Annotated in this window: 15 protein-coding genes; 13 read left to right on the top strand and 2 right to left on the bottom strand. The window is 61.6% G+C overall.

From position 1 onward, the window contains the following. Positions 1-257 precede the first annotated feature (257 nt). Together CAG46_RS16295 and CAG46_RS16300 are read left to right on the top strand one after the other, a co-directional pair. Complete coding sequence (locus tag CAG46_RS16295) at positions 258-1466, top strand: MFS transporter (RefSeq protein ID WP_085616265.1); 1209 nt, start codon at positions 258-260, stop codon at positions 1464-1466. 155 nt (positions 1467-1621) lie between these two features. Next, on the top strand, positions 1622-2227 hold the full coding sequence (locus CAG46_RS16300; RefSeq protein ID WP_085616385.1) for a TetR/AcrR family transcriptional regulator: 606 nt from the start codon (positions 1622-1624) through the stop codon (positions 2225-2227). A 352-nt stretch (positions 2228-2579) separates the two neighbouring features. Here the strand turns inward: CAG46_RS16300 and CAG46_RS29115 are convergent, their stop codons facing one another. Then, on the bottom strand, positions 2580-2939 hold the full coding sequence (locus tag CAG46_RS29115; RefSeq protein WP_085616267.1) for a hypothetical protein: 360 nt from the start codon (positions 2937-2939) through the stop codon (positions 2580-2582). A gap of 419 nt (positions 2940-3358) precedes the next feature. On the opposite strand from CAG46_RS29115, the gene CAG46_RS16310 reads away from it, so the two are divergent. The 4 genes from CAG46_RS16310 (at position 3359) to CAG46_RS16325 (ending at position 7501) form a co-directional block, all read left to right on the top strand. Next, entirely contained in the window at positions 3359-3760 is a 402-nt protein-coding gene (locus CAG46_RS16310; protein WP_075045466.1) for a GFA family protein, read from the top strand. Between the two features lie 147 nt (positions 3761-3907). Further along, positions 3908-4450, top strand: coding sequence for an AAA family ATPase (locus CAG46_RS16315; RefSeq protein WP_085616271.1), 543 nt, complete (start codon positions 3908-3910; stop codon positions 4448-4450). 198 nt (positions 4451-4648) lie between these two features. Next, complete coding sequence (locus tag CAG46_RS16320) at positions 4649-6223, top strand: phospholipase D family protein (RefSeq protein ID WP_085616273.1); 1575 nt, start codon at positions 4649-4651, stop codon at positions 6221-6223. A gap of 138 nt (positions 6224-6361) precedes the next feature. Continuing rightward, positions 6362-7501, top strand: coding sequence for a glutathione-independent formaldehyde dehydrogenase (locus CAG46_RS16325; protein WP_025339478.1), 1140 nt, complete (start codon positions 6362-6364; stop codon positions 7499-7501). A 59-nt stretch (positions 7502-7560) separates the two neighbouring features. Here the strand turns inward: CAG46_RS16325 and CAG46_RS16330 are convergent, their stop codons facing one another. Beyond that, positions 7561-8472, bottom strand: a complete 912-nt coding sequence (locus CAG46_RS16330) for a LysR family transcriptional regulator (RefSeq protein WP_085616275.1) — start codon at positions 8470-8472, stop codon at positions 7561-7563. 95 nt (positions 8473-8567) lie between these two features. Here CAG46_RS16330 and CAG46_RS16335 point away from each other — a divergent pair, with 95 nt between their 5' ends. The 7 genes from CAG46_RS16335 to chrA all read left to right on the top strand — a co-directional run bounded on the left by CAG46_RS16335 (position 8568) and on the right by chrA (position 15001). Then, on the top strand, positions 8568-9515 hold the full coding sequence (locus CAG46_RS16335; protein WP_025339476.1) for a ketopantoate reductase family protein: 948 nt from the start codon (positions 8568-8570) through the stop codon (positions 9513-9515). Then, entirely contained in the window at positions 9512-9910 is a 399-nt protein-coding gene (locus tag CAG46_RS16340) for a VOC family protein (RefSeq protein ID WP_025339475.1), read from the top strand. Before CAG46_RS16335 ends, CAG46_RS16340 begins: the two co-directional genes overlap by 4 nt. Further along, positions 9907-10362, top strand: a complete 456-nt coding sequence (locus CAG46_RS16345) for a MaoC family dehydratase (protein WP_085616277.1) — start codon at positions 9907-9909, stop codon at positions 10360-10362. The genes CAG46_RS16340 and CAG46_RS16345 overlap by 4 nt, the downstream gene beginning before the upstream one ends. Beyond that, positions 10359-11591, top strand: a complete 1233-nt coding sequence (locus tag CAG46_RS16350; RefSeq protein WP_085616279.1) for a CaiB/BaiF CoA-transferase family protein — start codon at positions 10359-10361, stop codon at positions 11589-11591. The genes CAG46_RS16345 and CAG46_RS16350 overlap by 4 nt, the downstream gene beginning before the upstream one ends. Next, positions 11588-12406, top strand: a complete 819-nt coding sequence (aroE, locus tag CAG46_RS16355) for a shikimate dehydrogenase (RefSeq protein ID WP_085616281.1) — start codon at positions 11588-11590, stop codon at positions 12404-12406. The genes CAG46_RS16350 and aroE overlap by 4 nt, the downstream gene beginning before the upstream one ends. A 290-nt stretch (positions 12407-12696) precedes the next feature. Then, positions 12697-13638 carry a chromate resistance protein ChrB domain-containing protein gene (locus tag CAG46_RS16360; RefSeq protein ID WP_143493447.1) on the top strand — a complete coding sequence of 314 codons (942 nt, stop codon included), beginning with the start codon at positions 12697-12699 and terminating at the stop codon, positions 13636-13638. Next, on the top strand, positions 13631-15001 hold the full coding sequence (chrA, locus tag CAG46_RS16365) for a chromate efflux transporter (protein ID WP_085616283.1): 1371 nt from the start codon (positions 13631-13633) through the stop codon (positions 14999-15001). The genes CAG46_RS16360 and chrA overlap by 8 nt, the downstream gene beginning before the upstream one ends. Positions 15002-15033: the final 32 nt, after the last annotated feature.

Genomic DNA, 15033 nt, shown 5'->3' on the forward strand with positions numbered 1-15033 from the left:
TGCGTCGCGGTTCATCCAGGGGCCAGCCGTCGAGGGCCACTGGGCCAGCATGATGAAACCATGCTGACCCTTCGGACGATTGGTCGCGTCAGGGAGCAGGGGTGATCTGGTCAGGGGAGCTGCTCAAGGGGGATCTGGCCCGATCATGAAGGTTTACATTCAGTGCGTACGATAATAAGGTTCTAATCATACGGAGTGTATGTAATCGTGCCTTGGCGCATGACTGCGCAAGGGCCTTTCGATAAGGAGAGTCGAGCATGTTCAGTACCTACCGCGAGTTGTTCCAGGCCAGGGGGGCCAAGGGCTTTGCCCTGGCTGGCCTGTTGGCCCGGCTACCGTTGCCCATGACCGGTATCGGAATCATCACCATGCTGTCGCAAATAACCAGCAGTTACGGCCTGGCCGGTGCCGTGGCAGCCACCTTCGTGCTGACCTATGCGCTGATGTCGCCGCAGATCTCGCGCCTGGTCGACAGCCATGGCCAGCGTCGGGTATTGCCAGCCTCCGCCGGACTCAGCGTGCTGGGCATCCTCATGCTGCTGGCTTGCAGCTATTGGCGGCTGGCGGAGTGGACGCTATTCATCGGGGCCGCGCTCGCCGGCTTCATGCCCAGCATGTCAGCGATGGTGCGCGCACGCTGGACCGCGATCTACCGCGGCAAGGCGCAACTGCAGACCGCCTATTCGCTGGAAACCGTTCTTGATGAAGTCACCTTCATTGCCGGTCCGCCGATTTCGGTGGGTCTGAGCGTGGCGGTACTGCCGCAGGCCGGGCCACTGGCTGCCGCCGTGCTCCTGGCCATCGGCGTGTTCGCCTTGGTGGTGCAGGTCGGCACCGAGCCGCCGGTAGAGGCCGAAGCCGTCACCGGGCAAGGCAGCAATTCGGTGTTCCGAGTGGCCGATGTGCGCCTGCTGACCTTGCTGATGGTCGCCATGGGCGTGATCGTCGGTACCGTCGACATCGTCAGTGTGGCATTCGCCGAGCAGATGGGCATGCCGGCCGCGGCAAGTCTGGTGCTGTCCTGCTATGCCATTGGTTCCTGCGTCGCCGGGCTGGTGTTCGGTGCGCTGAAACACGATACCCCGCTACATAAGCTGCTCCTGCTGGGCGGGCTGGCGACCGCGGCGACGACTTTGCCGCTGCTGCTGGCGGGGAGCATTGTCGGGCTGGCGAGCGCCGTGCTGATCGCAGGCCTGTTCTTTGCCCCGACCATGATCGTGGCGATGTCTCTGGTAGAGCGCATCGTGCCCGAGAGCAAGCTGACCGAAGGCATGACCTGGTTGCTCGCCGGCCTCAACGTTGGCGTGGCCGGTGGCGCAGCGGCATCTGGGCAGGTGGTTGATGCATGGGGCGCCAAGACCGGATTCAACGTGGCCTTGGCCGCTGGGGCCGCAGTGTTGCTGGTCGCGCTCTGGGGCTACCAGCGCATGCGCGCCCGGGCCCGACAGGCGTCGTATTCGTTTTGATCGGCTTCAAGCTGGCGACGGGCCATGCGGACTGAGGTTCGCTCGGCGCGCGACGAGGCGACAGGCTTGTCAGTGCGCCTCGCGCCCAAGACAATGCGCGCGAGGCATGAATACGTTTTGCCCACCCCATGCTGTTGAAGACAAGGATTAGCTTGATGGTTCGTCGCACCCGCGCCGCAATGCAAGAAACCCGGGCCCTGTTGCTGACCACCGCCCGCCAGATGTTCTGCGAGCTAGGGTATGCGCACACTTCGATGGACGATTTGACCGCCCGGGCGGGTTTGACCCGGGGGGCGCTGTACCATCACTTCGGTGACAAGAAGGGGTTGCTGGCGGCTGTCGTCGAGCAGCTCGACGCCGAAATGGACGAGCGCCTGCGTGCCATCACCGACACCGCCGAGAACGCCTGGGACGGTTTTCGCCAACGTTGCCGCGCCTATCTGGAGATGGCGCTGGAGCCCGAGATTCAGCGCATCGTGCTGCGCGACGCCAGAGCGGTGTTGGGCGGCGGCTCGCCTGAGGCCCAGCGGCATTGCATAGAGTCGATGCGCCAGTTGATCGAGAACCTGGTGCTGCAGGGTGTACTTGTCCAAGCGCAGGCTCAAGCGCTGGCAGCATTGATATACGGCAGTTTGGCGGAAGCGACAGTATGGATCGCGGAGGCCGAGAACGGCGACACGCGGCTGGCGCAGGCAAGCCAGGCGTTCGACCTGCTGTTGCGCGGGGTGCTAAAACGGCCTACAGACTCTACGGACGCGTGACCGCACTCGACATTCAGCGCGTTGCCATCGCGATTTTGTTCTCATCATCAACCGTAATCATCTCGCAGCGGTTCGTCTAGCTAAAACATGCTCAAACCTGTAGGAGGTCAACCCACCGCAGGTAATCGCGCCTAGCCCTTCCGACCTAAAGCCAACACCGTTATCCGGGAGTTGTATTGTCGGGCTTTGGTAAGCGTCCAAAGATGACAGCCAATACCCAGGCTGTAAAACGGAACCGGTTGGACCTACTGCTGCCGCTCGGCAATGGCCGCTCTGGGTCGATCGCGGTCAGTCGAAACCGGCTGCTTCCGACCCATTGCAGGGGAGAATCACTGCTTCTGCGATAGATAAGCTAGTCGAGAAGCTCAACGTAACTAGACTCCCCCCCACCCGTCGCACCGGATAACCATCCCCAAACAAAATGAAGCGTCGTGCGTCCGAGATCGTCTTGGCCAATCTCACCCCGCGACCAGCCAGCAAGGATTTCATCCTCAGTGGTAAGGCAGTGATAAAGAAGCTCGATGGTGCTGCTGCCGGTCACCCGCCCCACTTGACTGCCCAAGCGGATCCGACCGCCGTGGTATGTGCCGGTGATGGCCCCACCGTCGACGAGATAGTGAAATATCGTTCCAGTACCAGAGAGCCCTTGGGAGTTGGTGGCTACGGTGAATCGACGGTTGTTCAACCGCTCTTGAATTTCGGAACTTGCCATAAGCTACTTGCCCTCACCTGGAAATCCATTTCAGAAGCGCAAAGCCTATACCTAGATGGCTGGGGCTTCTATCTGAATGTCCTCAATGGGTCGAAAGCTGCCGGGTCGTGCATGACCGCTATCGACCCTTGGCTGTCATTTTGCCCAACAGCAATCATTGTGGGAGCGGGTTTACCCGCGAACACCGGCACCGCCGGTGCCATCCACCGCGGCGCCTGCTTCGCGGGTAAACCCGCTCCCACAGAGTACGCGTCGCGCTTACGAAACCAGTTATCTTTTAGCGTCCGCTTTGGGTCGAAAGCGGCCGTAATCGGCAGACCTCTTTCGACCCATAGCAGCCATTTACCGAGAGCGAATTACAACCTGTCGACCAATTCAGCCAAGACAGTTACGCTCGCGTCATTTGCACGGAAGCGTCAATGAAAATGACTTATCTAGGTAGCTGCTTGTGCTCAGCAGTAAGTTTCGAACTAGTCACTGCGCCAAAGGCAGTTACTCACTGCCATTGCAGCCAGTGCCGCAAAGGTCACGGGGCTGCATTCGCATCCTACGGAAGCGTCCCGCGTAGCGACCTGCGAGTACTACGTGGCGCCGATAGCATCAGGACGTATGCGTCTTCACCGACAGTAATGCGCGAATTTTGTCTGGCGTGCGGTTCGACTTTATTCTGGTCACGTTCTCAAGGTGAATATGCCGGCTGGATATCCATAGCGCTAGGAACGCTTGATACTCCCTTCGAGCCGAAGCAGCAGAGGCATGTGCACGTCGACTCCGCTGCGCCTTGGTACACACAGGCCAGCATTCGGATCCAGCTCGGCTGACCGACACAGGTTGATACTCGCTATCAACAGGAGCAGCCGATTTGCAACGGACGCCAAGAGCATAAGTGCGCTTGCAGTTGACCTCGTCGTCCATTGCCGTAAAATCGCGCGCCCGAAATTCCGCAGGCATGGCCAGAGGGAGCTTTAATGCAACGGGTGATGATCATTGGTCAGCCAGGGTCTGGGAAAAGTACCCTGGCGCGCAAGCTCGGCGAACGCACAGGCTTGCCGGTCGTGCATATCGACACGATTCACTGGCAGCCAGGGTGGGTCGAGCGGAGTCGGGACGAGAAGACGCGTCTTTGTCATGAGGTCGAGGCCCGTGAGCGCTGGATCTTCGAAGGTGGGCATTCGACCACATGGAACAACCGGCTGGCCCGGGCTGACATGTTGATTTGGATTGATCGCTCGGCACCCCTTCGATTCTGGCGCGTGCTCCTTAGAACAATGCTGAACCGCGGCCGATCCCGACCTGACTTGCCGGACAACTGTCCGGAATTGCTGGGCAACCTGCCGGAGTTCTTGAGGTTCATGTGGCGGACGAAAACCTCGTCGCGGGAGGCGATGAAGCGATTCGTGGTAACGGTCCCTTCGAGCTGTCGCGTTGTCTGCCTACGGACTAATCGGGATACCGATATTTTTCTCGCGAGTATGGGCACGCAGCCTGATCAGGTTATGCAAGGTCCTTAGATGCTAGATCGCGACTGATTGGCGGCAGGCGCCTTCGGTGAAGGCACCGCGGTCAGCAGGAGATGAACTACGCTTCTGTAATAACACCGCAGATCGAAGAAACATTGCACGAGGCCGATACGGCCGGATGCTGGTGGTAAGGGACTGGCCATTCTTCGGGACCCGGCACCCTCATCGCCATCACCCGGGGTAGCCTCCGTGAGAATCAAACAGCCCCTTCCTGCTCTGCTGTTACTTACCCTGCTGTTTGTTGGTTGTACGACACCCACGGTCTCTCACGAACCCAGTCAGGCCTTGCCTGCGAACGATTCGGCGTTCGGTCGTTCTATCCAGGCCCAGGCAGCCCCCCATCGGGGCCAGTCGGGCTTTCGCTTGTTCTCCGATAGTGCCGAGGCTTTCGCCGCACGCGCCGAGCTGATTCGCAATGCTCAAAGCAGCATCGACTTGCAGTACTACATCGTCCACGACGGCATCAGTACTCGGATACTGGTGCGCGAGCTGCTCATCGCCGCCGACCGCGGCGTCCGAGTCAGGATCTTGCTCGATGACACCACCAGCGATGACCTGGAGCGAATTATCGCGACACTGGCGGCGCATCCGCATATACAGATCCGCGTGTTCAATCCACTGCACCTGGGCCGCAGTACCGTCGTGACGCGTACCATGGGCCGGCTGTTCAACCTGGCCCGGCAGCACCGGCGCATGCACAACAAATTGTGGGTGGTGGACAACAGTGCGGCCATCGTTGGCGGGCGCAATCTGGGGGACGAGTATTTCGATGCCGAGCCCAACAGGAATTTCACCGACATCGACATGCTCGGCGTCGGGCCGGTTGCAGAACAATTGGGACATAGTTTCGACCAGTACTGGAACAGTGCCCTGAGCAAGCCCATCGAGCAGTTCATCTCGACCAGGCCGACGACCAGGGACCTGAAAAACCTCCGGACTCGGCTGGACGAGTCCCTGGAGAAAGTACGCCAACAGAATCATGCGCTCTATCAACAACTGATGAGCTATACCACCCGGCCACGCCTGAATGACTGGCGCAGGGAGTTGATCTGGGCCTGGAACAAAGCGATGTGGGATGCACCGAGCAAGGTCTTGTCGAGTGGCGAGCCAGCGCCGTACTTGTTGTTGGCCACCCAATTGGCACCCGAGCTCAATGGGGTATCCAAGGAGCTGATCCTTGTCTCGGCGTACATGGTGCCCGGCCAACCAGGGGTGGTGTACCTGACCCGTCGTGCCGACGCTGGCGTGTCGATCAGCTTGCTGACCAACTCACTGGAAGCCACCGATGTACCCGCCGCGCACGGTGCTTACGCGCCTTATCGCAAAACCTTGTTGGAGCATGGTGTGCAGTTGTTCGAATTACGCAGCCAATCCGGTGACAATGGCGACAGCGACAGTGGGCTGGGCCTGTTTCATGATGGATCCTCCAATAGCTCCGAGTCCAGCCTGCATAGCAAGGCGATGATATTCGACCAGCAGAAAGCGTTTATCGGCTCGTTCAATTTCGACTCGCGCTCCTTGTTGTGGAATACCGAAGTCGGCGTGTTGGTCGATGACCCTGAGCTTGCTGCACGGGTGCGCGAACTGGCTCTGGAGGGGATGGCACCGGCTCTGAGTTATCACACCCGGCTGGAAAAGAATCAGCTGGTATGGGTCACCGAAGACGATGGCAAGCAACATACATTGACCAAGGAACCGGGGAGTTGGTGGCGACACTTCAACTCCTGGCTCAGCAGCGCGATCGGACTGGAGAAAATGCTATAGCGTGGTTAGATCCAAGGCGCGACGATGATTAGCGCCACTGATCTGCTATTCACGTACAGCACTGAACACCTGAGGTAAATCCATTACCCCAACAGGGTAGGGCGCTTTTCCATCGCCCCTGACTTCTGGGAGTTCAGCATGAAAGCAATCGTATACAACGCACCGCGCGACGTCGCCGTCAAGAATGTTGCCGATGCAAGGATCGAGAAACCTACCGATGCGCTGGTGCGCATCACCACCACCAACATCTGCGGGTCCGACCTTCACATGTATGAGGGGCGCACATCGTTCGAGGCCGGGCGTGTGTTCGGCCATGAGAACCTCGGTGAGGTGATCGAGGTGGGGGCCGGGGTGGACCGCGTCAAAGTCGGTGACTGGGTCAGCCTGCCGTTCAACATCGGCTGCGGGTTCTGCGAAAACTGCGAAAAAGGCCTGACAGGGTTCTGCCTCACTGCCAACCCGGGTGCTGCCGGGGCCGCATATGGTTTTGCCGACATGGGTCCCTACCAAGGTGGCCAGGCCGAGCTGTTGCGTGTGCCATACGCTGATTTCAACTGCCTGGTGCTGCCGGAGGACGCCCAGGAACGTGAAGATGACTACGTCATGCTTTCGGATATTTTCCCCACTGGCTGGCATGCGACAGAGCTGGCCGGCCTGCAGCCGGGCGAGAGCATTGCGATTTATGGAGCGGGCCCTGTCGGGTTGATGGCGGCCTATTCGGCAATCATCAAAGGTGCCTCCGAGGTGTTCGTGATCGACAACCAGCCGGATCGTTTGAGGCTGGCCGCGCAGCTTGGGGCAACCCCCATCAACGCGGTCGAGCAGAAGGCTGTGGACGAGATCATGAACCTGACCCATGGCAAAGGCACCGACCGGGGATGCGAATGCGTGGGTTACCAGTGCTGCGACAAGCATGGCCATGAAGCGAACTACCTCACCATGAACAACCTGGTTGCCTCCACCAAGGCTACCGGTGGCATAGGCGTCGTGGGTGTGTTCGTGCCAGAAGATCCGGGTGCGAAGAACGACCTGGCGAAGCAGGGCAAGATGGCCTTCGATTTCGGGGCGTTCTGGTTCAAGGGCCAATTCATCCGCACAGGCCAGGCGAACGTGAAGGCCTACAATCGCCGCCTGGCGCAGCTCATTCATCATGGGCGCGCCAAGCCTTCCCAGATAATTTCCCATCGTTTGACGCTTGCTGAAGGCCCCGATGCCTACAAGCACTTTGATGCGCGGGATGATGGCTGGACGAAGGTGGTGCTCAAGCCTGCTGCCTGACTCGCACCCCGATGCTTCCAGGCAAGGAAGCTCGGCGAGGGAGGCGTTCGTCTGGTTTGCTAACTGGCACCTGCTTGAAACAAGCCCCGAACCACCTCCCTCATCCAGCGATTCCCGCTGTCTTGCTGGTAGCGCGCGTGCCAGTGCTGCTTGACCGTGAAGCCCTCCACTGCAAACGGGCAATCGTGCACCTGCAGACCATGCATTTCTGCAAGTGTCTGCCCGATGTGCCGTGGCAGCGTTGCCACCAGGTCGGTCGACCCGACAATCATCCCCAACCCTAGAAATGCCGGCAGCTCCAGCATGATCCTGCGTTCGATGCCGGCCCGCGCCAAACCAGCCTCCAGTAACTTTTGCCCGGTCCCGGCACTGATCTGTACATGCCCCTCGGCCTGGTAGCGCGCCACGCTCATGCCTTGGCCCAGTCGAGGGTGTCGCGGGTTGCTCAGGCAGACCCAGTCCTGTTCGAACAACACTTGCTGATACATCCCCGCACCCAGCCAAGGCACAAAGCCGATGGCCAGGTCCGCCTCGCCGGACTCCAGCGCGCTTTCGGTATTGCCATCTATGCGCGCCGCCTCCAGGCGAATACCCGGCGCATGGGTACGCAGGTGGTTGAGGATGCTGGGCAGCAGGGTGATATGGCTGGCATCACTGACGCACAGGCGAAAGCGACGCTGGGCCGTGGCCGGAACGAACTGCGGCTCCCAGGTAGTCAGGCGCCGCAGCGATTCCAGCACCTCGCGGCATGGCCCGATCAACTGGTCTGCCCGCGGGGTAGGGGCCATGCCCCCGGGGGTGCGCACGAACAGCGGGTCGTTCAGTTCTTCACGCAAGCGCCCCAACCAGATACTCACGGTAGGTTGACTCTGGCCGAGCTGTTCAGCGCTACGGGTCACGCTACGGCAGTGGTAAAGCACATCGAACAGCTGCAGCAGCTTGGGATCAGGCAAGGCATCGAGCGTGCTCATTATTGCGAAACTCAATAAGTGTATTGAGGCCATTGTATAGCCGAAATAAGCCTTGCTGCATAAGGTGTGGTCGCAAACCACAGGAGGTCAGCGATTTGAAAATCTGCATTCTGGGCGCCGGCGCCCTGGGTTGCGCCATTGGTGCGGCCTTGAGCGAGGCGGGGCACGAAACCTGGCTGTTGAATCGTGGCCAGGCGCATGTCGAGGCGATGAATTTGCGCGGGCTGCGGGTACAGGATGAACGCGGCGAGCGGCAGGTCCGGGTGAAGGCGGCTTGCGACGCGGCAACCGTGGGCGTGGCCGACCTGGTAGTGGTGCTGGTCAAGTCGTTCCACACCAGCGAGGCGATTGCCGGTGCCAAGGCGCTGATCGGGCCGCAGACGCTGGTGCTATCGCTGCAGAACGGTCTTGGCCACGAAGACATCCTGGCCGAGGCCGTGGGGCGTGAGCGGGTATTGGCCGGCAAGACCTACGTCGGTGGCGTGCTGCTGGCGCCGGGTTCGATCCGTGCCGGCGTGGCAGGCAAACACACCTTCATCGGCGAGCTCGACGGCCAACGGACCTCGCGTGTGCAGGCCATCGCCGAGGCTTTCAATGGCGCCGGGCTCGCCACCACGGTCAGCGACAACATTCTCGGCACCATGTGGGACAAGCTGCTGGTCAACGTCGCGACAGGCGCGCTCAGCGGCATCACCATGCTCAGTTATGGCCAGCTGTACAGCGAGCCGCTGCTGGAAAGCACCGCCAAGGCAGCGGTCAGCGAAGCCATCGCCGTCGCCGAGCGGGCCGGCATCCGCCTGAGCCTCACCAGCCCGGACGCTGCGTGGTGCCTGGCAGCTGAAGGCCTGCCGGCAAGCTTCCGTACCTCAATGCTGCAGAGCCTGGAAAAGGGCTCGGTCACCGAGATCGATTTCATCAACGGCTCCGTCGTGCGCTGGGGCCAGCGCCACGGCGTCGCTACGCCGGTCAACGCGACCCTGGTTGCCTGCATCAAGGGTATCGAGCGCGCCATGGCCGATCAGCAGAAGGGAAGTAATCCATGAGCCAGCCGAAAGCCTACCTTGAACACGTTGCGTTCTGGGTGCGGGACATCCAGTGGCACATCCGCTTTTTCAGCGAGGTGTGCGGCATGACCATGCGCGAGATGCAGGGTGACGCCGAGCAGCCTGCGCAGTACTGGACACTTGGTGGCCTGCAGTTCATCCACCAGCCGGACTTTGCCGGCCCGGAAGGGCGCATGGCACACCTGGGCATCATGTGCGAGGATCTCGAAGCCGCGTTGGCCGCCGCACAGCGTTTCGGCGTCAGCGAAATGCCTCAGGGCCGCAACTGGCTGCGCCTGCCTGACGGCCTGGCGGTCGAGTTCATTCAGGCATTGCCGGCGAAATGCGTCGCCCAGGCACTGGCCATCGACCCACGTGCAGAGGTGGTGGCATGAGCGTGGTGGAAAAATACTGGGACGATGCCTGCGAAGGCGATGAATGCATGAGCCCCACCTACACCGTTACCCGCGAACGCATCCTGGCCTACGCCGAACTCACCGGCGACCACACCCCGGTGCATGTCGACGAGGCGTACGCCAACGCGAGCCACTTCGGCTGCCTGGTTGCCCATGGCCTGTTCGGCCTGTCGATCGCCGACGGCCTGAAGACCCAGTGCGAATACCGCTTTGTACCGGGCATGTCGCTGGGCTGGACCTGGGACTTCGTGCTGCCGATCAAGGTCGACGATGTGCTGCACGTGCGCATGCGCGTGGGGGCGATGCGCCCGAGCAACAGCCGACCGGGCTGGGGCATCGTGGTCTTGCCGTCGGAGCTGATCAACCAGCATGGCGAAGTCGTGCAGCGTGGCGAGCACCGGCTGATGGTGCCGAGGAGAGTGCAGGCATGAGCCAGGCATTGCCATTGACGGGTATTCGCGTCATCGACTACAGCCACTTCCTGGCCGGGCCCTATGTGGGCCGCTGCCTGGCAGCACTGGGCGCCGAGGTGATCAAGGTCGAACGGCCGGGCAGCGGCGATGCCGGCCGCCAGCACGCGTTTACCCTTGATGAAGAGCAGAGCGGTTACTTCCTGCAGCTGAACATGGGCAAGCAGGGCGTCAGCGTGAACATGAAGGACCCGCGTGGCAAAGCATTCATGCAGCGCCTTACCGACTCGGCCGATGTGTTCATCGAAAACTATCGCCCCGGCGCCCTGGACAAACTGGGCCTGGGCTATGCCGAGCTGTCGGCGCGCAACCCGCGTCTGGTGTACTGCTCCATCTCCGCCTACGGCCATACCGGCCCGGATGCCCACCGCGCCGGCTTCGGGCTGATCGCCGAGGCCAAGAGCGGGATCATGCAGATGGTCGGCGTGCCGGGCGAAGCGCCGCCGTTGCTGCGCATTTCCCTGGGCGACATGTACACCGGCATCCATGCCGTGGCGGCGATCAACGCGGCGCTGCTGGGCAGAGTGAACAGTGGCCGGGGCCAGCACATCGACATGGCCCTTTACGACACGCTGGTGTCGATGCATGAGTACGCGGTGCAGTGCTACACCTTGTCCGACGGCACCGTCCTGCCCGAGCAGACCGGCCATGACATGCCCACCTCCACCCTGTACGGCGTGTTTCGCGCGGCTGATGGCGACCTGGTAATCGCCGCCCAGGTCGACGACGCCTGGAAGCGCTTTGCCGCGATGCTCGAGGCCAACGGTGGCCCGCCCGGGTTCGGCAGCGACAGCCGCTACCACTGCCTCAATGGCCGCAACGCCCACCGCCAGGCGATCCTGGCCGTGGTGCGTGACTGGGTCGGTGCGCGCCGGGTAGCCGATATCTTGCAATTGCTCGATGACATCGACATCCCCAGCGCCAAGGTGCAGCGCATCGACGAGGTCGTGGCTGACCCGCAGATCCAGGCGCGCAACATGGTCATCGAGCAGCAGCACCCGCGCTACGGTACCTTGCGCCTGCCCAACCTGCCGTTCCGCTTTTCCGAGTGCGACACCACGATCCACCAAGTGGCCCCGGACCTCGGTCAGCACAATGCCGAAGTGGCCGCCGGCCTAGGTTTCAGCCCTGAAGAAATCACCGCCATGCAGGCAGACGGTGTGCTGTTCACCCATGGAGATGCACGATGAGCGACCGCTATGCAGTGATCGGCCGACCGATCAACCACACCAAGTCCCCGTTGATTCATGGCCTGTTCGCCCAGGCCAGTGGCCAGTGCCTGGAGTACGGCGCCATCGAGGGCGAGCTAGAGGGCTTCGAGGCCCAGGTGCTGAACTTTCGCAACGATGGCGGGTTGGGCATGAACATCACCGCGCCGTTCAAGCTGCGCGCCTTCGAACTGGCTGACCAACGCAGCGAGCGCGCACAGCTGGCGCGGGCGGCCAATGCATTGAAGTTCGAGAATGGCCGTATCTTTGCCGAGAACTTCGACGGCATCGGCTTGCTGCGGGATATCGAGGAAAACCTCGGTGAACCACTGGCCGATCGGCGGGTACTGTTGCTCGGCGCCGGTGGCGCGGTGCGCGGCGCGCTGCTGCCATTCCTGAAGGCAGGGCCGAGCGAGCTGGTGCTTGCCAACCGTGACATGGCCAAGGCGCTCACCTTGCGCAACGAACTGGATCACCCAAGGCTGCGCATCAGCCGCTATGAGGAACTGGAGGGGCAGTCCTTCGACATCGTGGTCAATGCCACCTCCGCGAGCCTCACCGGAGAGCAGCCGCCGCTACCTGAAGGTGTGCTGGGCGAGACGCGGCTGGCTTACGAGCTGGCGTATGGCAAAGGCCTGACGCCGTTCCTGCGCATGGCCAAGGCGCAGGGTGTAAGTCGCCTGGCCGACGGTGTCGGCATGCTGGTCGAGCAGGCGGCGGAGGCTTTCGCCTGGTGGCGCGGGGTGCGGCCTGAAACCCGTGCCGTGATCGATCGCCTGACCATTCCACTGGAGTAGGATCCCGCTCCTATGGAACTCCACATAACTCCCTGATTTAGCAGGGACCCTGTGGGAGCGGGTTTACCCTGGTGCCAGTCAGTTGAGCGATTTGGGGCCGCTTTGCGGCCCATCGCCGGCAAGCCGGGCTCCCACAGGTACGGCGCAGACCTCAAGATTTTCGCGGTCCCTGTGGGAGCCCGGCTTGCCGGCGATGGGCTGCGCAGCAGCCCCAAAAGCTACGGGCCTGTTGATTTTGCACAGTTTCAGTTTAATGTAGAGGTTCAAACATATTGTGTTGAGCACTCTACATGATCCACTGGTCGCTACTGATCCTCGGATTGCCGACGGCCAATGCCACCGAGCGCATGCGTGCCTGGAGAAGCCTGAAGGCCTCCGGAGCCACAGTGCTGAGGGATGGTGTTTACCTGCTGCCCGAACAATGTGCGGGTCGGGAAGTTTTCGAGGCAGTCGAGCGTGACGTGCTGGCTATCAACGGCACCGCATTTCTCCTGTCGCTGCCTGAGCGTGAAGAGCGCTTCAGCAGGCTGTTCGACAGGAGCGACGAGTACGCCAGCCTGATGGAAGAAATTGCAGGCTGCAGGGCCGAGCTGGCGCCAGAGAATGCGCTGCAGACCGCACGGCAGGTGCGCAAGCTCAGAAAGGCCTTCAGCCAGTTGGCGGCGACCGATTTTTTCCCAGGCGTGCCCAAGGCACAAGCCGATGCGGCGCTGCAAGAGCTCGAAGCCGCGATTGGCCGCGCACTGTCTTCCGATGAGCCGAGTGCCCACGACGAGGCGATCACCCGACTGGAACGCAACGACTACCAGGGGCGCCTTTGGGCCACCCGCAAGCGCCCATGGGTGGATCGGCTGGCATGTGCCTGGTTGATTCGTCGCTTCATCGATGCCGACGCTCGATTCATCTGGCTGGACAGGCCTGAAGACTGCCCGGGCGATGCGCTGGGCTTCGATTTTGATGGGGCCAGGTTCAGCCATGTCGGCCAGCGGGTGTCCTTCGAAACCCTCATCGAGAGCTTTGCCCTGCAGCAGCCGGGCCTGGCACGCTTGGCCGCGGTCATTCACTACCTGGATGTGGGAGGCAACCAGCCCTCGGAAGCACCAGGTATCGAACGTGTCCTCGCGGGCTTGAGACAAAGCATTGGCGATGACGATCAACTGACAACGGTCGCCGGGGGCATCTTCGATGGCCTTCTGACGGCTTTCGCGAGTGAGGAAGCGCAAAATGGTTGATAGCACCTCTGCAGTGGGCGAACAGCCACCATCGCAAGCGGTTCAGCGGCCGATCGGCCTGTTCGAAGCATTCCTGTTCTGGCTCAAGCTGGGCTTCATCAGTTTTGGTGGGCCCGCCGGGCAGATCTCGATCATGCACCAGGAACTGGTCGAGCGCCGGCGCTGGATCAGCGAAAAGCGGTTCCTGCACGCGCTGAACTACTGCATGTTGTTGCCAGGCCCCGAGGCACAGCAACTGGCCACCTACATCGGTTGGCTCATGCACCGCTCCTGGGGAGGGGTGATTGCCGGCGTATTGTTCGTATTGCCCTCGCTGTTCATCCTGATTGGCTTGTCCTGGGTCTACATCGCCTTTGGCGAGGTCCCGGTGGTGGCGGGGGTCTTCTATGGCATCAAGCCTGCAGTCACGGCCATTGTCGTGCACGCGGCTCACCGGATCGGCTCGCGCGCGCTGAAGAACGGCTGGCTGTGGGCCATGGCCGCAGCGTCGTTCGTGGCCATCTTTGCCCTCAATGTGCCGTTCCCGTTGATCGTGCTGGTTGCCGGTATCGCAGGCTATGTGGGCGGTCGCTTCGCCCCCGGCAAATTCGTGATCGGTGGTGGTCATGGGGCTGCCAGGAACAGCTACGGCCCGGCCCTGATCGACGATGACACACCAACGCCTGAGCATGCGCGTTTTCGGGTGGGGCATTTGCTGCGTCTGGTGCTGATCGGCGCAGTATTGTGGACCTTGCCCATGGGGCTGCTGACACTGACGTTTGGCTGGGCCGGCACCCTGACGCAAATGGGCTGGTTCTTCACCAAGGCCGCACTTTTGACCTTCGGTGGCGCCTACGCCGTCCTGCCCTATGTGTATCAGGGCGCCGTCGGGCATTACGGCTGGCTGTCACCCACTCAGATGATCGATGGCCTTGCCTTGGGAGAAACCACGCCAGGACCATTGATCATGGTGGTGGCTTTCGTCGGCTTCGTCGGTGGCTACGTGCATCCGATGTTCGGTGAGCAAAACCCGTTCCTGGCCGGTGCAGTCGCGGCCAGCCTCGTCACCTGGTTCACCTTCCTGCCGTCGTTCCTGTTCATCCTCGCCGGTGGCCCGTTGGTGGAGTCGACCCACAACGAGATGAAGTTCACCGCACCGCTGACGGGGATCACGGCCGCGGTCGTGGGGGTGATCCTGAACCTCGCCATGTTCTTCGGCTATCACGTGCTCTGGCCAAAGGGTTTCAGTGGGGCGTTCGACTGGCCTTCGGCGTTGATCGCCATTGCTGCCGCAGTGGCCCTGTTCCGCTTCAAGCGTGGCGTGATCCAGGTACTGTTCAGTTGCGCCTTGGCCGGTGTGGCGGTCCATATGTTGCGTGGTTGATACCGGTTGCCGGCCGACATCGTCGGCCGGCT

Origin of the sequence: Pseudomonas sp. B23(2017) (genome assembly GCF_002113725.1) — a bacterium.
Lineage (GTDB): Bacteria > Pseudomonadota > Gammaproteobacteria > Pseudomonadales > Pseudomonadaceae > Aquipseudomonas > Aquipseudomonas putida_Z.